Annotated in this window: 15 protein-coding genes and 1 tRNA gene; 12 read left to right on the forward strand and 4 right to left on the reverse strand. The window is 63.1% G+C overall.

Annotated elements, in window-relative coordinates; all coding sequences use genetic code 11:
• Positions 1 to 6 precede the first annotated feature (6 nt).
• Positions 7 to 91, reverse strand: a tRNA-Leu gene (locus tag FHW64_RS02595).
• Positions 92 to 118: 27 nt separating this feature from the next.
• On the opposite strand from FHW64_RS02595, the gene rnr reads away from it, so the two are divergent.
• Both rnr and FHW64_RS02605 read left to right on the forward strand, forming a co-directional pair.
• A complete protein-coding gene (gene rnr, locus FHW64_RS02600; protein ID WP_260303611.1) occupies positions 119 to 2416 on the forward strand; it encodes a ribonuclease R in 2298 nt (765 codons plus the stop codon).
• Positions 2417 to 2433: 17 nt separating this feature from the next.
• Entirely contained in the window at positions 2434 to 3195 is a 762-nt protein-coding gene (locus FHW64_RS02605; protein WP_184522793.1) for an SDR family oxidoreductase, read from the forward strand.
• 6 nt (positions 3196 to 3201) lie between these two features.
• On the opposite strand, the gene FHW64_RS02610 is transcribed toward FHW64_RS02605, so the two are convergent.
• Genes FHW64_RS02610 through FHW64_RS02620 form a run of 3 tightly spaced genes read right to left on the reverse strand, consistent with a single transcriptional unit; the run spans position 3202 to position 7326 of the window.
• Positions 3202 to 4671 carry an NAD(P)H-hydrate dehydratase gene (locus FHW64_RS02610; protein WP_184522795.1) on the reverse strand — a complete coding sequence of 490 codons (1470 nt, stop codon included), beginning with the start codon at positions 4669 to 4671 and terminating at the stop codon, positions 3202 to 3204.
• A gap of 18 nt (positions 4672 to 4689) precedes the next feature.
• Positions 4690 to 5946 carry a D-amino acid dehydrogenase gene (locus FHW64_RS02615; RefSeq protein WP_184522797.1) on the reverse strand — a complete coding sequence of 419 codons (1257 nt, stop codon included), beginning with the start codon at positions 5944 to 5946 and terminating at the stop codon, positions 4690 to 4692.
• Between the two features lie 51 nt (positions 5947 to 5997).
• Positions 5998 to 7326 carry an amidase gene (locus tag FHW64_RS02620; RefSeq protein WP_184522798.1) on the reverse strand — a complete coding sequence of 443 codons (1329 nt, stop codon included), beginning with the start codon at positions 7324 to 7326 and terminating at the stop codon, positions 5998 to 6000.
• 218 nt (positions 7327 to 7544) lie between these two features.
• On the opposite strand from FHW64_RS02620, the gene rpsB reads away from it, so the two are divergent.
• The 10 genes from rpsB to FHW64_RS02670 all read left to right on the forward strand — a co-directional run bounded on the left by rpsB (position 7545) and on the right by FHW64_RS02670 (position 17887).
• Complete coding sequence (gene rpsB / locus FHW64_RS02625) at positions 7545 to 8300, forward strand: 30S ribosomal protein S2 (protein ID WP_184522800.1); 756 nt, start codon at positions 7545 to 7547, stop codon at positions 8298 to 8300.
• A gap of 109 nt (positions 8301 to 8409) precedes the next feature.
• Positions 8410 to 9336: a translation elongation factor Ts gene (tsf, locus tag FHW64_RS02630; RefSeq protein ID WP_184522802.1), complete on the forward strand. Its 927-nt coding sequence runs from the start codon at positions 8410 to 8412 to the stop codon at positions 9334 to 9336.
• A gap of 95 nt (positions 9337 to 9431) precedes the next feature.
• Complete coding sequence (pyrH, locus tag FHW64_RS02635) at positions 9432 to 10154, forward strand: UMP kinase (RefSeq protein WP_088956818.1); 723 nt, start codon at positions 9432 to 9434, stop codon at positions 10152 to 10154.
• 13 nt (positions 10155 to 10167) lie between these two features.
• Positions 10168 to 10728: a ribosome recycling factor gene (gene frr / locus FHW64_RS02640; RefSeq protein WP_184522805.1), complete on the forward strand. Its 561-nt coding sequence runs from the start codon at positions 10168 to 10170 to the stop codon at positions 10726 to 10728.
• A 2-nt stretch (positions 10729 to 10730) separates the two neighbouring features.
• On the forward strand, positions 10731 to 11462 hold the full coding sequence (gene uppS / locus FHW64_RS02645) for a polyprenyl diphosphate synthase (protein ID WP_184522807.1): 732 nt from the start codon (positions 10731 to 10733) through the stop codon (positions 11460 to 11462).
• A gap of 4 nt (positions 11463 to 11466) precedes the next feature.
• Entirely contained in the window at positions 11467 to 12312 is an 846-nt protein-coding gene (locus FHW64_RS02650) for a phosphatidate cytidylyltransferase (RefSeq protein ID WP_184522809.1), read from the forward strand.
• Positions 12309 to 13496 (forward strand): 1-deoxy-D-xylulose-5-phosphate reductoisomerase, encoded by a 1188-nt coding sequence (ispC, locus tag FHW64_RS02655; protein WP_184522811.1) that lies wholly within the window; start codon positions 12309 to 12311, stop codon positions 13494 to 13496. The genes FHW64_RS02650 and ispC overlap by 4 nt, the downstream gene beginning before the upstream one ends.
• 24 nt (positions 13497 to 13520) lie before the next feature.
• The gene (rseP, locus tag FHW64_RS02660) at positions 13521 to 14891 is read left to right on the forward strand and encodes an RIP metalloprotease RseP (protein ID WP_184522813.1); all 1371 of its coding nucleotides are present in this window, start codon (positions 13521 to 13523) and stop codon (positions 14889 to 14891) included.
• A gap of 39 nt (positions 14892 to 14930) precedes the next feature.
• Positions 14931 to 17357, forward strand: a complete 2427-nt coding sequence (gene bamA, locus FHW64_RS02665; protein ID WP_184522815.1) for an outer membrane protein assembly factor BamA — start codon at positions 14931 to 14933, stop codon at positions 17355 to 17357.
• Positions 17357 to 17887, forward strand: coding sequence for an OmpH family outer membrane protein (locus FHW64_RS02670; RefSeq protein WP_088956825.1), 531 nt, complete (start codon positions 17357 to 17359; stop codon positions 17885 to 17887). The genes bamA and FHW64_RS02670 overlap by 1 nt, the downstream gene beginning before the upstream one ends.
• Positions 17888 to 17896 lie beyond the last annotated feature (9 nt).

Consider the following 17896-nt stretch of genomic DNA (forward strand, 5'->3'; position numbering starts at 1 on the left):
TAAACTTGGTGCCCAGAAGAGGACTCGAACCTCCACGATGTTACTCGCTAGTACCTGAAACTAGTGCGTCTACCAATTCCGCCATCTGGGCCCACATATCTGCCGAAGCAGTTATGTTTTGAATTTCAGGAAAGAAGGAGATCATATCAAAAATTTTGGCCATTCCGGCGGATTGCTGGATGAAGTTGAAGGAACGGTTCTTGGACATCGCGACGGACACGGTTTCGTGCAGCGCGATGACGGTGAAGCCGACATCTATTTGCCCCCTAACGAGATGCGCGCGGTCCTGCACAAGGACCGCGTCAAGGCGCGTGTCGTGCGGCTCGATCGACGAGGCCGTCCGGAGGGTCGTGTCGTCGAGATACTTGAGCGGCCCGAGCAGCCCATCATCGGGCGCCTTCTGCACGAAGGCGGCGTGTGGCTTGTGGCGCCGGAGGACAAGCGCTACGGTCAAGACGTGTTGATCCCCAAGGGCGCGACAGGCACTGCGAAGGTCGGGCAGGTCGTGGTCGTGCAGCTCACCGAGCCGCCTGCGCTCTTCGGGCAGCCCGTGGGTCGTGTGAAGGAAGTGCTCGGCGAGATCGACGACCCCGGCATGGAAATCGAGATCGCTGTTCGCAAGTACGGCGTGCCGCACGAGTTCTCCGAAGCGTGTCTCGCGGAAGCGAAGGCGCTGCCCGACAAGGTGCGTCCCGCGGACAAGAAGGGGCGAATCGATCTCACTGACATTCCCCTGGTCACCATCGACGGCGAGGATGCGCGCGACTTCGACGATGCGGTGTACTGCGAGCCCGCCAAGGTCGGCCGGGGCAAGGGCTGGCGTCTGCTGGTTGCGATTGCCGACGTCAGCGCGTATGTGCAGACCGGCTCGGCCATCGACATCGATGCCTACGATCGCGCGACCAGCGTGTACTTCCCGCGCCGCGTGATCCCGATGCTGCCGGAGAAGCTGTCCAATGGCCTTTGCTCCCTCAACCCCGAGGTCGAACGGCTGTGCATGGTCTGCGACATGCTCGTGGCGGCCGATGGCGAGATCTACGCCTATCAGTTCTACCCCGCGGTCATGTGGAGCCATGCGCGTTTCACCTATACCGAGGTCGCCGCGATCCTCGGCAACACGCGAGGACCTGAGGCGCAGAAGCGCAAGGAGCGTGTCAAGGACTTGCTGAATTTGCACGACGTGTATCGCGCGCTGCTTGGCCAGCGTTCGAAGCGTGGCGCAGTGGATTTCGAGACGACCGAAACGCAGATCATCTGCGACGAGGCGGGGCGCATCGAGAAGATCGTGCCGCGCACGCGCAACGAGGCGCATCGCCTGATCGAAGAAGCCATGCTCGCGGCCAACGTCTGTAGCGCGGACTTCATCGCAGAGGGCAAGCATCCAGGCCTGTATCGCGTGCACGAAGGTCCGACGCCTGAGAAGAAGGAGATCCTCCGCGGCTATCTCAAGGCAATGGGCGTTGGCCTCTCGATTACCGACGACCCGAAGCCGGGCGAGTTCCAGGCGATCGCCGATGCAACCAAGGAGCGACCCGACGCCCAGCAGATCCACACCATGCTGCTGCGCTCGATGCAACAGGCGATCTACACGCCGATCAACAGCGGTCACTTCGGGCTCGCGTATGAGGCGTACACCCATTTCACCAGCCCGATCCGCCGCTACCCGGACCTGCTGGTGCATCGCGTGATCAAGGCGATCCTCGGCAAGACCAAGTACCAGTTGCCGATGCTGCCAACGCCGGGCGAGGCCCATGCCAAGCTCGCCAAGCGGCTGGCTTCGCGCGTGAAGTCGCCGAACGCCAGGCCGCAGAAGGCCAACGTTGCGCCGAGCAAGGAGGTGCAGGCCTGGGAAGCGGCCGGATTGCACTGCAGCGCCAACGAGCGCCGTGCCGACGAGGCCAGTCGGGATGTGGAAGCCTGGCTGAAGTGCAAGTACATGCGCGAGCACCTCGGCGAGGAGTATGGCGGCGTCGTGACCGCGGCCACCACCTTCGGCATCTTCGTCACACTCGATGCGATGTACGTTGAAGGACTGGTCCACATCACCGAACTTGGTGGCGAGTACTTCAAGTTCGACGAGCAGCGGCAGGAGTTGCGCGGCGAACGCACGGGGATCCGCTATGCGATCGGCACGCGCGTTCGTGTGCAGGTCAGCCGCGTCGATCTTGACGGCCGCAAGATCGATTTCCGCCTGGTGCGCGAAGGCGAAGAGCTCGGGGCCCGCGCCATGAAGGACAAAGGCGCGGTGCCGAGTGGCGTTCCGGTAAAGGCTTCCGCCAAGCGCAGCGCTCGCAAGAAGCCGGAAGCCGTCGAACAAAGCGAACGCGCGCCAAAATCGGCGATGCAGGCCTTCAAGACTGCGGTCAAGAAGGCGGCCAACAAGATGAAAGTAAAAGGGCGCAAGACGCGCCGTTGACCCAAGGAGATTTTGGAATGAGTGTTGAAAAGAAAAGCCGCATCGCCATCGTCACGGGCGCGGGGAGCGGCATCGGCAAGGCGGCCGCACTGGCCCTGCTCGGCGATGGATGGAGCGTCGCGCTGGCTGGCCGCCGCCTCGAACCGCTGGAACAAGTCGCGCAGGAATCGGGCGCAGGTGAGCGGGCATTCGCGGTGTCGACCGATGTTGCCAACCCGGAATCGGTGAAGGCGCTGTTCGCCGCGGTGGTTGAGCGCTTCGGCCGCGTCGATCTCCTCTTCAACAACGCCGGCGTGGGTAATCCGCCGGGGCCGTTCGAGGACTGGACGCCGGAGCAATGGCGCGGGGTCGTCGACATCAACCTGAACGGCATGTTCTATTGCATCCAGCAGGCGTTCCGCACGATGAGCTCGCAGACGCCGCGTGGCGGGCGGATCATCAATAACGGCTCGATTTCGGCCACGACGCCGCGGCCGAATTCGATCGCCTATACGTCCACCAAGCACGCGGTCGAGGGACTGACCAAGACGGCGTCGCTGGATGGCCGCAAGCACGATATCGCGGTGGGCCAGATCGACGTGGGCAATGCACTGACCGAGTTGGCCGCGCGCATGACCAAAGGGGTGCCGCAAGCCAATGGCGAGATCGCGATCGAGCCGACCATGAATGTGTCGATCGTCGGGCAGTCCGTGCTCTACATGGCCAATCTGCCGTTGGATGCCAACGTGCTCTTCCACACGGTGATGGCGACCAAGATGCCCTTCGTGGGCCGCGGCTGACGGCGCTCAGGGGGCGATTTGCCGGCTGCCGCCGGCGAGCGCCCCTGCCGTGAGTGGAATCTCTGGCGGCCAGCGATCCGCGAGGTCTCCGTGGCGCCAGACGGCGTCGCAAGTGGCCGTCATGGGTGGCAGGCCGGAAGCGAGTGCTGCACCGATCATGCCGGCGAGCACGTCGCCTGTGCCGGCCGTTGCCAAACGCCCATTGCCGGTCGGATTGATCACCGGGGTTCCGTTGGGCTCCGCGATCACTGTGCCGGACCCTTTCAGCGCAACGATCGCGCCGAACCTCGCAGCGAGTTCGCGTGCCGCGGCAAGGCGGTTGTGCTGAACCTCGCGGGCGCTCGATTGCAGCAGGCGAGCTGCTTCGAGCGGGTGCGGTGTCAAGACCGTCGGCCGGTTGTTCGAGGTGCGCGCCTTCAGCAGGCTCTGCAGCGCAGGGTCCGCGGCTATGCAATTGAGCGCGTCCGCATCGAGAACCAGCGCGCTGGCGTTCGGGAGGATTTGCGGCAGCAGTTCGCCCACTGCGTTGCCGCCTCCGCATCCGCACACGACGGCCATGTCTGAAAGATCAAGCGTGTCAGGCCGGCGGAACATGAGCTCGGGCCGCACCTGATCTAGTACCGGCGCACCGGCATCGAGCAGCGCGACGAACACTCGCCCTGCGCCAGCGTTGAGGGCCGCAGAGCCTGCGAGCAGGGCCGCGCCTGTCATTCCGGGTGCGCCGCCAATCACTGCGACGTCGCCGTAGCTTCCTTTGTGCGAGGCATGCGGGCGCTCCGATGCGGAACGGAGGCCGGGCAATCTGGCGATTGGCGCCTCCACGACGCCGGAAATGCCAAGGTCGTCAAACCACACGTCGCCCGCGGCGTCTCGGCCGCTCGCCGTGAAAAGTCCGGGCTTGAGCGTCAGCAGACTCAGGCAAACGCGATGCCCCCGTTCGCTCTTTGTTTGGAGGTAGCTTTCGGCGAGGACGCCGGTATCTGCATCGAGTCCTGAAGGCGTGTCGATGCTGAGCACGGGTGTGACTCCACCGGCCATCCTGTGAAGCCAGTCGAGCATCTCGCCCGACGGCGGCCGGGCAGACCCGATCCCGAGCAGGGCATCCACTGCAAGGCCGTAGTGGGACGGGGGTGCGTCGGCAAACGTGACGCCAGCATCCCGTGCACGCTGGAGCGAAGCTTGCGCATCAGCCGGAAGCCGGGCGTCTTCCCCGATGCGGGTGACGACCGTCCTGAAGCCGCGCCGCTGAAGCTGCGCCGCAGCCTCGAAGCCGTCGCCACCGTTGTTACCCGGTCCGCAGGCAACCCAGATGACGCGCGCGTGGGGCGCCAACGCCATCGCCAGCCGGGCCACCGCCAGGCCCGCGCGCTGCATCAGCGTGTGCGGAGGATGGGCCTTGGCTGCCGCTTCCTCGATCTGGCGCGTGGCCGCGATATCAAACAGATCGGCGGCGGTGGCGGAGGTGATGCGAAGCATGCGGCAGTCCTCGTCAGGTCAATGTTGCAGCAGGCGCTCCATTCCGAGGCCCTCAAGGTCAATGCCGGGGTCGCGGCCCTGCATGAGGTCCGCAAGAACACGTGCGCTGCCGCACGAAAGCGCCCAGCCACTGGATCCATGTCCAAGGTTGAGCCAGACGCCCGGCACGCCGCTGGGGCCGATGATCGGCGGCCCATCCGGCAGCATCGGCCGAGCGCCTTTCCATTGCTGGACGCCCGAGCGAAGCGTCACCGCGCCGGGAAACCAGTCCTGGAGTACCTTGTAGAGCGTCTGCAGCGACGCCGGGTTGATCGTTCCGAGCGACCCGCCGATCTCCGCGCTGCCTGCGACTCGCACCCGGAGGCCGAGCCTGGAGATCGCGACCTTGTATCGCTCGTCCATGACCGCGCTGCGTGGCGCATTGAGCGGCTCCCGGATATTTGCGCTGATCGAGTGGCCGTAGACCGGTGCGAGCGGCACACGCAATCCCAGCGGCCTGAGCAAATCCGCGGAGGCGACGCCGGCGCAGACCACCACCGCGTCGAAGCGATGGCTTTCGGAGCCGGACGCAAGCGAAATCTCGGTAGGGGCCGAACGCCTCAGTGGCGCTAGGTCGCAATTGAAATGGAATTGCGCTCCCAACGCCTCGGCCTCCCACTTGAGCAATTGGGCGAACTGCCGGCAATTGGCAACCTCGTCCTCGGGCAGGTAGATGGCCCCGGCGAGCGAGGTGTCGGCACTGAGCGCGGGCTCGATCTTCCGGGCCTCGTCAGCATCGATCTCCTGGAACTTGGTTCCGGCAGCCCGCAGCACGTCGAGGCCGGCCTGGACCAGCTTCTTCTCGCGCTTGGAACGCATGAGCACTAGGTACCCATCGCTGCGCTCGTAGTCGAGCTCGCAGGCTTCGGTGATGGCGTGAAGGCGAGCCCGACTGTAGAAAGCGAGTCGCTGCAACCGCGTACGGTTGGCGAGATAGGTTTCGAGCTTGCAGGCACGTTGCCAGTGCGCCATCCATCGCATGTCGCGCATGGACAGCGGCCAGCGCAACTTGACCGCACCGTGCGTCGACAGGAGCGAGCGAAGCACCTTGCCGCGCATGCCCGGGGCTGCCCACGGAGTGACGTAGCCCGGGGCGACAACACCGGCGTTGGCAAAACTCGATTCCTCGGCCGCGGCGCCGCGTCGGTCGAAGACCATGACTTCATGGCCGTCCGAGGCCAACTCCCAAGCAGTGGTGACGCCGATGATGCCGGCTCCCACGATCGCTACTTTCATTCGGTACTTTGTAGATATTGAATCGACGCCCAGGGGCGGTGTCGGGCCGGACTACCGGCCGCTGAGCGCGTGCTCGGCTTGTAGCGCTACGGCCAGCACCCCGTCATCGTGAAGCGCAGCGTGCCAGATCATCAGGCCGACCGGCAACTCGCCTTGGGTGTGGCATGGAATCGAGATCGCGCAGCCGTCGAGCATGTTGATCACCGACGGGTTGCGCAAAAGCAGTGCGTTGACGCGGAAGAACTCTTCGTCGCGCTCCTTGCCTGGCGCGACGCTCGCGATGGTCGGCGCCGTGATGGGCACCGTCGGCGAGAGCACCGCGTCGAAAGGCGCGAGCGACAGTTCCATTCGGGCGATCCAGTCCCTCCGGGCATTGCAGAGGTCGATGTACTCGTGCGCCTTCATCGACGCGCCCTTCAGGATCCGCTGTGCGACTCGAGGGTCGTAACCTGCGCCGCTGCGCTCGAGCAGATGGCGGTGCCAGGCATAGGACTCCGCTGCAGAGAAGCCGCCGGTGGCGTTGATCGCCGGCAGATCCGCAAGCGCAGGGAGGCTGATTTCAGTGATCTGCGCACCGGCGTTCCGCAGCGTGCGGAGCGTTCGCTCGAAGGCGCCGGCAACGACCGGATCCATTTCGTTCGGGAAAAGGTCAGAGGAGACTGCAAGACGGTAGGACGCCAGGGGCGCGTTTCCGGCAGTGACGCGGCGATTCGCAAGGATCTCGTGCGCCGTGATCGCATCGCGGACCGAGCGTGTCATCGCGCAAACCGTGTCGAGCGTGGTCGACAACGGGAGAGCGCCGTCGGTCGGGACGAGGCGGGCTGTGTTCTTGAACCCGACGATTCCGTTGAGGGCGGCGGGAATCCGGATCGAGCCACCGGTGTCCGAGCCGAGGCCGATGAACGCTGCACCCGTGGCGACGGAAACTGCAGCACCGGAGGACGAGCCGCCCGGAATGCGCGCCGTGCTCCGATCGCTCGCATTGGCTGGCGTTCCGTGGTGCGGATTGATCCCGACGCCGGAGAAGGCGAACTCCGTCATGTTCGTCCTGCCGAGTAGGGCGCCTCCGGCGGCTCGGAGACGGGCGACCGCGACTGCATCCGCCTTCGCCGGCGGGGCATGCGAGAGCACCGCAGATCCGGCGGGGGTGGCTTGGCCAGCAATGTCGAAAAGGTCCTTCGCCGTGAAAGCGAGCCCCGCCAGCGGTTGTTCCACCCGAGCCCCCATGGAGTCCCGCCGCGCTTCCTCGAACAGGGCGCGCGTGAAGACATGCTCGCAGGCTGCCGATTGGGCGGCTGCGATCGAGTGCTCCATTTCGGTGCGTGTATCGGAGGCGCCCGTCATCAGGGCATGGCGGGCGGCGTTCAGATCGGAGCGCATATTGGGCGGAATGCGGCAGGAAGGGGATGGGGTGCGTGCTATACTCTTTGGGTTTCGCTCCGGGTACTTTTACTCATCTTCCCTGGTGTTTTCCCAGGGCGAAGCGCATCCGCAAACCAGCCCAATCAAGGTGTTGTGAGGCCTCGATCCCATCGAATTCATTGGGTGAGGCGCACAAAACGGGCTGGATTTTAGACCCAACCTTTGGAGTTATCTCTATGTCGACCACCATGCGTGAAATGCTGGAAGCCGGCGTCCATTTCGGACACCAAACCCGCTTCTGGAACCCCAAGATGGCCCCGTACATCTTCGGTCACCGCAACAAGATTCACATCATCAACCTGGAAAAGTCGCTCCCGATGTTCCAGGACGCGATGAAGTACGCCAAGCAACTCACCGCCAATCGCGGCACCATCCTCATGGTCGGCACCAAGCGCCAGGCCCGTGAGATCGTTGCTGCCGAAGCGCGCCGCGCTGGCGTTCCTTACGTCGACACCCGCTGGCTCGGCGGCATGCTGACGAACTTCAAGACCGTCAAGACCTCGATCAAGCGCCTCAAGGACATGAAGGCCCAGCTTGAAGCCGGCCTCGACAGCCTGAGCAAGAAAGAGCAGCTCACCTTCACGCGCGAAATCGAGAAGCTCGAGAAGGACATCGGCGGCATCCAGGATATGGGCGCGCTGCCGGACGCGATCTTCGTGATTGACGTGGGTTTCCACAAGATCGCCGTGGCAGAAGCCAAGAAGCTCGGTATCCCGCTGATCGGCGTGGTGGACTCCAACCACTCGCCCGAAGGTATCGACTACGTGATCCCGGGCAATGATGACTCGTCGAAGGCCGTCACGCTGTATGCGCGCGGCATCGCCGACGCGATCATCGAAGGCCGTGCAAATGCGGTCAGCGATGTGGTCAAGGCTGTGTCCGAAGGCAATGCTGATGAGTTCGTCGAGGTCGAAGAGGGCGCTTCCGCCTGATTTGTGCTCGTCCGAGCCTGAAGAAGGGGCCTCGAAGCCCCTTTTTTTTAATCTGATTTTCGTGGCGCCCGTCAGGGGCGGCAACTGACAAACCGAACGGAGAATACACATGGCAACAATCACCGCAAGCATGGTCGCCGAGCTGCGCGCTAAGACCGACGCTCCGATGATGGAGTGCAAGAAGGCGCTGACCGAAGCCGACGGCAACATGGAAAAGGCCGAAGAGCTCCTGCGAATCAAGCTGGGCAACAAGGCTGGCAAGGCTTCGAGCCGCATCACCGCCGAAGGCGTGGTTGCCGCTTATGCCGAAGGCGACGCGGGCGCGATCGTCGAAATCAATTGCGAGACCGACTTCGTCTCCAAGAACGACAGCTTCCTGGCATTCGCAAACGCTGCCGCGATGCTTGTCGCCAAGCACAATCCCGCCGACCTGAATGCGCTCGCTGCGCTGCCGTATGAGCAGGACAGTTTCGGTCCCACGCTCGAGGACGTCCGCAAGGGCCTCATCGGCAAGATCGGCGAGAACATGACCTTCCGCCGCTTCAAGCGCTTCGCTGGCAACGGCAAGCTAGCTTCGTATCTCCACGGCACGCGTATCGGCGTGATGGTCGAGTTCGAAGGTGACGCAACCGCCGCCAAGGACGTCGCAATGCACGTCGCCGCGATGAAGCCCGTGGCGATCTCGTCGGCCGACGTTCCGGCCGAGTTGATCGAAAAGGAACGTGCAGTCGCTGCTGGCAAGGCGGAAGAAGACCGCAAGGCTGCCGAGGCCGCCGGCAAGCAGCCGCAGCCGGCTGACATCGTCGCCAAGCGCGTCGAAGGCAGCGTGCAGAAGTACCTGAAGGAAGTGTCGCTGCACAATCAGCCGTTCGTGAAGAACGACAAGCAGACCGTGGAGCAGATGCTCAAGGCTGCTGGCACCACCGTCAAGTCGTTCACGTTGTACGTGGTCGGCGAAGGCATCGAGAAGAAGGTCGACGACTTCGCCGCCGAAGTGGCGGCCCAGGTCGCTGCGGCGAAGGCTGCTGCGGCTTAAGTCAAGGCCGATCAGCGGCGGTGCGTGTCTGCGCCGCCGCTGTTTCAATTTCACGTCATAAACTCGCACACGCCCAAATTTCAAAGGAACTCTCCATGCCAGAAACCCGCCCGGCCCACAAGCGAATCTTGTTGAAGCTGTCGGGAGAGGCGTTGATGGGGGATGACGCATTCGGCATCAACCGCGCGACCATCGTTCGGATGGTGGGTGAAGTCGCCGAGGTCGTGAACATGGGCGTTGAGGTCGCCGTCGTCATCGGCGGCGGCAACATCTTCCGCGGCGTCGCTGGCGGCTCGGTCGGCATGGATCGCGCCACGGCCGACTACATGGGCATGCTGGCGACCGTCATGAACTCGCTGGCCCTCGCGGATGCGATGAACAAGCAGGGTCTGATCGCTCGCGTGATGTCCGCGATTGCGATCGAGCAGGTCGTCGAACCCTATGTCCGTCCCAAGGCGCTCCAGTACCTGGAGGAAGGCAAGGTCGTGATCTTCGCCGCCGGGACCGGCAACCCGTTCTTCACAACCGATACCGCCGCTGCCTTGCGCGGCGCCGAGATTGGCGCTGAACTGGTTTTGAAGGCGACCAAGGTCGATGGCGTCTATACGGCGGACCCGAAGAAAGACCTGAGCGCGACCCGATATTCGCGGCTGAGTTTCGACGAAGCCATCGCGCAGAATCTCGGCATCATGGACGCAACGGCCTTCGCGCTGTGTCGCGACCAGAACCTACCGATCAAGGTGTTCTCGATCTTCAAGAACGGTGCGCTCAAGCGCGTCGTGATGGGCGAGGACGAAGGCACGCTGGTGCATGCCTGAGTGGAGAAAGAATATGACCATCGCAGATATCAGGAACACGACCGACACCAAGATGAATCAATCGTTGGCGGCGTTCCAACACAACCTGACCAAGATTCGGACGGGGCGTGCCAATCCTCAGTTGCTCGATTCCATTCACGTCGACTACTACGGCTCAAGCGTGCCGCTCTCGCAGGTTGCGAATGTCTCGCTCATCGATTCCCGCACGATCAGCGTGCAGCCCTGGGAAAAGGGCATGGGCGCCAAGATCGAGAAAGCGATCCGGGAAAGCGACCTGGGCCTCAATCCTGCATCGATGGGCGACCTGATCCGCGTTCCGATGCCGCCCATGAGCGAAGAACGCCGCAAGGAAATGACCAAGCTCGTTCGCAACGAGGGCGAAACCGCCAAGATTGCGACACGCAACCTGCGTCGTGACGCAAACGATGCGATCAAGAAACTGGTCAAGGAAAAGCTGGCCTCAGAAGACGATCAGAAGCGCGCCGAAGCCGAGATCCAGAAGGTGACCGATCGCCACATCGCGGAAATCGACCGCCTCGTGGTGGCAAAGGAAGCCGAAATCATGGCGGTCTGACGATGAGCGCCGCGCCCGCCGTTCCCCATCACATTGCGATCGTCATGGACGGGAACGGCCGTTGGGCGACGCGTCGCTTCTTGCCGCGCGTCGCCGGGCACAAGCAAGGTGTCGAGTCCTTGCGGCGGTGTGTGAAAGCGTGCGCTGCCCGTGGCGTCTCGGTGCTCACCGTCTTCGCGTTTTCGTCCGAGAACTGGAATCGTCCTGTCGAAGAAGTCTCGGGACTGATGGATCTGATGGTCGTGGCCCTCGGGCGCGAGGTGCCCAAGCTCATCCAGGACGGTGTCCGGCTGCACTTCGTTGGCGAGCGCAGTGGCTTGTCCGAGAAAATCGCGGCCGGCCTGATGCAGGCAGAGGCGGCGACGGCCCACAACAGTCGCCTTGTCCTCAACGTGTGCTTCAACTATGGCGGGCGGTGGGACATCGCACGTGCCGCGGCGCAGCTGGCTGCGCGCGGCGAAGAGTTGACCGAGGCCAATCTCGATAGAGCGATGGCGCTGTCGCACGTCCCCGATCCCGATCTGTTCATACGAACGGGCGGCGAACAGCGCCTCTCGAATTTCCTGCTCTGGCAAAGTGCCTACGCCGAGCTGTTCTTCAGCGACCGCCTGTGGCCAGAGTTCGACGAGGCCGCGTTGGATGAGGCCATAGCTGTCTTTCAGAACCGTGAGCGCCGTTTCGGTCAGACCTCCGCTCAGGTCCGGGCGGCGCGCCCCGACCAGCAAGCCGCCTGAGCGAATGCTCAAACAACGCATCATCACCGCGGTCGTTCTGCTGGCGATCCTGCTGCCTGCGCTTTTCTATCCATCCCATATCCCTTTCGCCTGCGTGATGCTGGCGCTGATCGCCGCTGCTGGATGGGAGTGGGGTCGACTCAATGGCTATGGCGGAAACGTCTCGCTATTTCTTGGCGCCGAGATTGCGGTGCTCTGTGCGCTCTCGTGGTGGCTGGGATTGCTCGAGAGCTCTCTGCTTCCCGTCTGGATCGTGGCTAGCGCAGCGTGGGTCCTTGGGGGCGCCGCGCTGTTGCGCGCGGCGGTTCCGGGGTGGCCCCGCATTCCGAGAGGCCTGCGCCTCGTCGGCGGACAGCTCGCGTTGTGGGTCGCATGGCTCGCTGCGGTGCAGGCGAGGATTGTCGGTATCAACTTTCTTCTTTCGGTTCTTGTGCTGGTGTGGGTTGCGGATGTATTCGCGTATTTCTCGGGGCGTGCGTTCGGCCTCAAGTTCACGCGGAACAAGCTTGCGCCGACCATCAGTCCTGGAAAGAGCTGGGAAGGTGTTTGGGGTGGCATGGCAGGTGTCGTGATCCTTGCCCTGGTGTGGACCTGGAGCGATTCGGCCTTGCAGGCGAGCGTCGCAAGCCTGTACTCCCGGCTCGCCGAGCGCGGCTGGTGGCTGCTCGTGATCGGCGTAATATTCCTGGCGGCGATGAGCGTGGTCGGCGATCTTGTCGAGTCGCTGATCAAGCGGAGTGCCGGTGCCAAGGACAGCAGCGCCTTGCTGCCCGGGCATGGTGGCGTTCTTGATCGTGTAGATGCGCTGCTTCCGACGCTGCCCATTGCAATGATGTTGGCTTTCCTGTGAATACAACCAAAAAGCGCGTCACGGTGCTCGGATCGACGGGGTCCGTCGGTGCCAGCACGCTCGACGTGATCGCCCGCCACCCTGACCGATTCGAGGTCTTCGCGCTCTCTGCGGCAACGAAGGTCGACGAGATGCTCGTGCAATGCGCGCGCTTCTTGCCGAAGTTCGCCGTGATGGCGAGCGTCCCGCATGCCGAACTACTCTCCGAAAAGCTGGCCCAGAACGGTCTGCCGACGCGCGTTCTCATGGGTCCTGGCGCGCTCGAATCCATCGCTTCGCACGAGGAAACAGATGCCGTGATGGCTGCCATCGTCGGCGCGGCCGGGCTGGGGCCATGCTTGGCCGCGGCCCGTGCCGGCAAGCGTCTGCTCCTTGCGAACAAGGAGGCGCTGGTGGTCGGCGGTGACCTGTTCATGAACACCGTCCGAGCCGGTGGCGCGACCTTGCTGCCGATCGACAGCGAGCACTCGGCGATCTTCCAGTCGCTGCCTGAGGATCCGTCGACCTGGGCGCGTCGCATCGACAAGGTCATCCTCACTGCGTCTGGCGGGCCATTCCGCACGCGCTTGCCCTCGTCGTTGACGACGGTGACGCCGGAGGAGGCATGCGCGCATCCCAACTGGGTGATGGGCCGCAAGATCTCCGTGGATTCGGCGACGATGATGAACAAGGCGCTTGAGGTCATCGAGGCGCGCCACCTGTTTGGTGTCCTGCCGGAGCAGATCGAAGTAGTCATCCATCCGCAGAGCGTCGTGCATTCGATGGTCCAGTTCACTGATTCGTCGGTGATCGCGCAGCTCGGCACGCCCGACATGCGGGTGCCCATCGCCGTGGGGCTCTCATGGCCCGAGCGAATCGAGAGCGGCGCGAGCCGGCTCGATTTCCGTCAAATGGCGGCGCTCACGTTTGACCCGCCTAACGCAGAACTCTTCCCGGGACTCGACCTTGCCTGGCAGGCGCTGCGCGCTGCTCCCGGGACCACGGCGGTCCTGAATGCAGCCAACGAGGTCGCGGTCGAGGCCTTTCTCGACCGGAGGCTCCGCTTCGACCGGATCCACGCCGTCAACATGGAAACTTTGGAGGCGGTGCATCCCTCCAAGCCGCAGTCGCTCGGGGACCTGCTTGCGCTCGACGCGACCGCTCGAGCCGCGGCCAACGCTGCCGCTATGCGTTTCGCGGCCTGACGTCATCAACTTCCGGGACACCCGATGCTCACAGTCGTTGCCTTCATCGTTGCGCTGGGCTTGTTGATCGCGGTGCACGAATACGGTCACTACCGCGTGGCTGTCGCGTGCGGCGTGAAGGTGCTGCGCTTCTCCATCGGCTTTGGTCCGACGCTTCATCGCTGGAAGCCAAAGCGCCAGCATCCAGGGCAGGACACCGAGTTCGTCATCGGCGCGCTCCCGATTGGCGGCTACGTGAAGATGCTCGACGAGCGCGAGGGCCCGGTCGCACCCGAGGAGCGGCACCGCGCGTTCAACACTCAGCGCCTGCGCTCTCGCACCGCCATCGTCGCTGCAGGTCCGTTGGCCAATCTGCTATTGGCGGTGCTGCTGTACACCTTGGTCAACTGGATCGGCGTGCAGGAACCGGTAGCCAAGCTTGCGCGCCCGGTTGCGGCCTCCCTCGCGGAGACGGCTGGTTTGCGAGGTGGGGAACATGTCACGCGGGCAGGCTTCGACGGCGACCTCGAGAACGTCCAATCCTTTGAGGATCTTCGCTGGCGCATCACGCGAGGTGCGCTGGACCGGCGTGATCTGACCTTGGAGATTGCGGGCGAGGGCGGACGCCCGTCGCGCGAACTGGTGCTGCCCTTGAGCCGTGTCGAGGCCAAGGATGCCGACGCCCAGATGTTCCGGAAGATCGGCGTCGTGGCGCCGCTGACCCGTCCTGAGATCGGCGAGGTGATGCCGAAGAGCGCGGCGGATCGTGCCGGACTTCGCACCGGAGACGTCGTGCGTACGATCGGCAGCGTCGCGATCGTCGATGGCCAGCAGTTGCGCGAAGTCATCCGGGCTTCGGTCGATGGCGACCAACCCCGTAGCCAGACCTGGCAAATCGAGCGAGGAGGGCAACTAGTCAAGATTGACGTTGTCCCTGAAGCGCGCGATGAAGGTGCTGCGAAAGTCGGACGCATCGGCGCCTATGTGGGGGCACCGCCCGAGATGGTCTTGGTGCGACAGGGCGTGGTCGAGGGAATTCGGAACGGTGTCGTCCGCACGTGGGAAGTCTCGGCGCTCACGGTGCGCATGATGGCCAAGATGGTCATCGGCGAAGCATCGCTGAAAAACCTAAGCGGGCCGCTGACGATCGCCGACTACGCAGGCAAATCCGCGAGCCTCGGATTGACCCAGTACCTGGTCTTTCTGGCGCTGATCAGCGTGAGCCTTGGCGTGCTGAATCTCATGCCGCTACCGGTCCTCGATGGAGGGCACCTGATGTATTATCTTTGGGAGGGCCTGACCGGTAGGAGTGTCTCCGACGCATGGATGGAACGGCTTCAACGCGGTGGTGTCGCGTTGCTGCTGGTCATGATGTCGATCGCACTCTTCAACGACGTCACGCGGCTCTTTGGTTAACTATCCGCCAGCCCGTTCCGCGCTGGCTCAATTTCACAGATGAACAAATCATTCAGTCGCTTTCGCCTGCGCAGCGTCGCCGCAGTTGTGGCCAGCGCGATTGCCGCCACGGCGGCCTGGGCGGTCGAACCATTCACGGTTCGCGACATTCGGGTCGAAGGCCTTCAGCGAGTGGAACCGGGGACCATCTTCGCCTCGCTGCCGTTTCGCGTAGGCGATCAGTACAGCGACGAGCGTGGTTCTGCCGCGATCCGTGCGTTGTTCGACCTTGGTTTGTTCAAGGATGTCCGTATCGACGTCAACGGCGATGTGCTCGTCGTGATCGTGGAAGAGCGGCCGACCATCGCCGACGTCGAGTTTGCCGGTACGAAGGAATTCGACAAGGCGGCGCTTCAGAAGGCGCTGCGTGAAGTGGGCCTGGCCGAAGGCCGGCCCTTTGACAAGGCGCTGGCCGATCGCGCCGAGCAGGAGCTCAAGCGCCAATACGTGAGCCGTAGCCTCTACAACGCTCAAGTCGTCACGACGGTCACACCAATCGAGCGCAATCGGGTCAATCTCACTTTTACGGTGACCGAGGGTGAGTCCGCCCGTATTCGCGAAGTGCGCATTGTCGGGAACAAGGACTTCAGCGAGTCGACGCTCCTCAGCCTCTTCGATCAGGACAGCGGCGGCTGGCTGAGTTGGTACACCAAGTCCAACCAGTATTCGCGGGCCAAGCTCAACGCCGACCTGGAGACGCTGCGCTCCTACTATCTGACGCGCGGCTATCTGGAGTTCCACATCGATTCGACGCAAGTCGCGATCTCTCCGGACCGGCAGGATCTTTCAGTCACTGTCAACATCACCGAAGGCCAGAAATTCGTGGTTTCGGGTGTCAAGCTTTCCGGCAATTTCCTCGGTCGTGAAGACGAGTTCAAGTCGCTGGTGACGATCCAGCCCGGCGAGCCCTACAACGGCGAGCAGGTCAACGAGACGATCAAGGCCTTTACCGACTACTTTGCGTCGTTCGGCTACGCCTTTGCGCGTGTACAGGCAGAACCGGAGATCGATCGGGTCAACAACCGCGTTGCGCTGACCTTGAATGCAGACCCCGGCCGGCGTGTTTACGTCCGTCGTATCTCCATTGGTGGCAACAATCGTACGCGGGACGAAGTCATTCGCCGCGAGTTCCGACAATTCGAAGCGTCCTGGTACGACGGCGATCGGATCAAGTTGTCGCGCGATCGCGTCGACCGCCTCGGCTTTTTCACCGAAGTCAATGTCGACACCCAGGAAGTGGCGGGCTCCCCGGATCAGGTGGACCTGGTCATCAATGTGACCGAAAAGCCGACCGGCTCGCTGCAGTTGGGCGCCGGCTTCTCGACCGCGGAAAAGGTCTCCCTGACTTTCGGTATCTCCCAGGAAAACGTCTTCGGCTCGGGCAACTACCTTGGCGTGCAGGTCAACACCAGCAAGTACAACCGTACGATCTCGTTGACGACGGTCGATCCGTACTTCACGAAGGACGGGATTTCTCGTTCCATCAGCTTGTACAGCACCACGACCCGCCCGTACTACACGCAGGACGGTGACTACAAGCTGGTCAATGAGGGGGGCAACATCCGGTTTGGCGTGCCCTTCAGCGAAGTTGATACGGTGTACTTCGGCGCAGGTTTCGAGCGCTACCGGTTCGACCCGGGCAGCAAGATCGCTCTTCTGACGCCGCAGTCTTATCGCGACTATTTCGGTTGCGTCGTTGACTCGACCGGGCAATTCATTGTTTCTTGCCGGGACGAGTCTGTTTGGGGTATTCCCCTGACGGTCGGCTGGTCCCGCGATGATCGCGACAGCGCCCTGGTTCCAACCCGTGGCCGTCTACAGCGCGCCAATCTCGAGGTGGGCTCGGGCGGCGACATGCAGTACTACAAGGCGAACTACCAGTACCAGCAGTTCTTCCCGATCAACAAGCAGTACACGTTTGCGATCAACGGTGAACTCGGCTACGCCGACGCCTACGGGAACAAGGCTTATCCGATCTTCAAGAACTTCTACGCCGGTGGCCTGGGTTCCGTGCGCGGTTTCGAGCAGAACTCTCTCGGCCCGCGTGACAAACCGTTGTACATCGGGCAAGAAACGGCCGCTTTGGGTGGCACCAAGAAGGCGATCTTCAATGCCGAGTTGAGCACCCCGTTCCCCGGTGCCGGCAACGACCGCACGCTGAGGCTCTACGGCTTCGTTGACGTCGGCAATGTGTTTGCGGAGCGGCCCGCAGGTTTCTGGACGGACGCACAGTGGGACGCCATCAAGAAGGTGCGCGCCTCGGTGGGTCTTGGCATCAGCTGGGTTTCGCCACTTGGACCGCTGCGTATTGCCTACGCGCTCCCCGTCAGGTACCAGAAGGCCGAGGGCGATCCGCTCGACCCGACGACCTTCATCCCCGAGGATAGAATTCAACGCTTGCAATTCCAGATCGGAACTTCCTTCTAATGACTGCTTTGCTCCGTGCCGCTGGTGCGCTGTTGCTCCCGGCCCTCATGGCTGTGGGGATGCCGGCACACGCGCAGGAAACCTTCCGTATCGGGTTTGTCAATCCCGACCGCGTTTTGCGTGAGGCGCTGCCTGCAAAGGCGGCCCAGGCCAAGTTGGAGTCCGAGTTCCTCAAGCGTGAAAAGGATCTGACCGCCCAGGGCGAGGCGCTCAAGGCCGCCTCGGAGAAATTCGAGCGCGAGGCGCCGACGCTCTCCGAGACGCAGCGTATCGCCCGTCAGCGTGCTCTAGTCGAACAGGACCGCGACTTTCAACGTCGGCGCCGTGAGTTTCAGGAAGACCTGAACGCGCGCAAGAACGAGGAGCTTCAGCAGGTCTACGAGCGCGCGAATCGCGTGGTCAAGCAGGTCGCCGAGGCTGAGAAGTACGACGCGATTCTGCAGGAAGCGATCTACATCAATCCCAAGCACGACATCACCGAGAAGGTGATCAAGGCGCTGAACGCAACAACTACCAACGGCGGCAAATAGCGCCGCATC

It is taken from the genome of Variovorax sp. Sphag1AA, assembly GCF_014192575.1.
Lineage (GTDB): Bacteria > Pseudomonadota > Gammaproteobacteria > Burkholderiales > Burkholderiaceae_C > Variovorax.

Bases quoted from the DNA above. Each gene is read 5' to 3' on its own strand.
- FHW64_RS02605 (WP_184522793.1), top strand. From the start codon at position 2,434: ATGAGTGTTGAAAAGAAAAGCCGCATCGCCATCGTCACGGGCGCGGGG.
- FHW64_RS02610 (WP_184522795.1), bottom strand. From the start codon at position 4,671: ATGCTTCGCATCACCTCCGCCACCGCCGCCGATCTGTTTGATATCGCG.
- FHW64_RS02615 (WP_184522797.1), bottom strand. From the start codon at position 5,946: ATGAAAGTAGCGATCGTGGGAGCCGGCATCATCGGCGTCACCACTGCT.
- FHW64_RS02620 (WP_184522798.1), bottom strand. From the start codon at position 7,326: ATGCGCTCCGATCTGAACGCCGCCCGCCATGCCCTGATGACGGGCGCC.
- rpsB (WP_184522800.1), top strand. From the start codon at position 7,545: ATGTCGACCACCATGCGTGAAATGCTGGAAGCCGGCGTCCATTTCGGA.
- tsf (WP_184522802.1), top strand. From the start codon at position 8,410: ATGGCAACAATCACCGCAAGCATGGTCGCCGAGCTGCGCGCTAAGACC.
- pyrH (WP_088956818.1), top strand. From the start codon at position 9,432: ATGCCAGAAACCCGCCCGGCCCACAAGCGAATCTTGTTGAAGCTGTCG.
- frr (WP_184522805.1), top strand. From the start codon at position 10,168: ATGACCATCGCAGATATCAGGAACACGACCGACACCAAGATGAATCAA.
- uppS (WP_184522807.1), top strand. From the start codon at position 10,731: ATGAGCGCCGCGCCCGCCGTTCCCCATCACATTGCGATCGTCATGGAC.
- FHW64_RS02650 (WP_184522809.1), top strand. From the start codon at position 11,467: ATGCTCAAACAACGCATCATCACCGCGGTCGTTCTGCTGGCGATCCTG.
- rseP (WP_184522813.1), top strand. From the start codon at position 13,521: ATGCTCACAGTCGTTGCCTTCATCGTTGCGCTGGGCTTGTTGATCGCG.
- bamA (WP_184522815.1), top strand. From the start codon at position 14,931: ATGAACAAATCATTCAGTCGCTTTCGCCTGCGCAGCGTCGCCGCAGTT.
- FHW64_RS02670 (WP_088956825.1), top strand. From the start codon at position 17,357: ATGACTGCTTTGCTCCGTGCCGCTGGTGCGCTGTTGCTCCCGGCCCTC.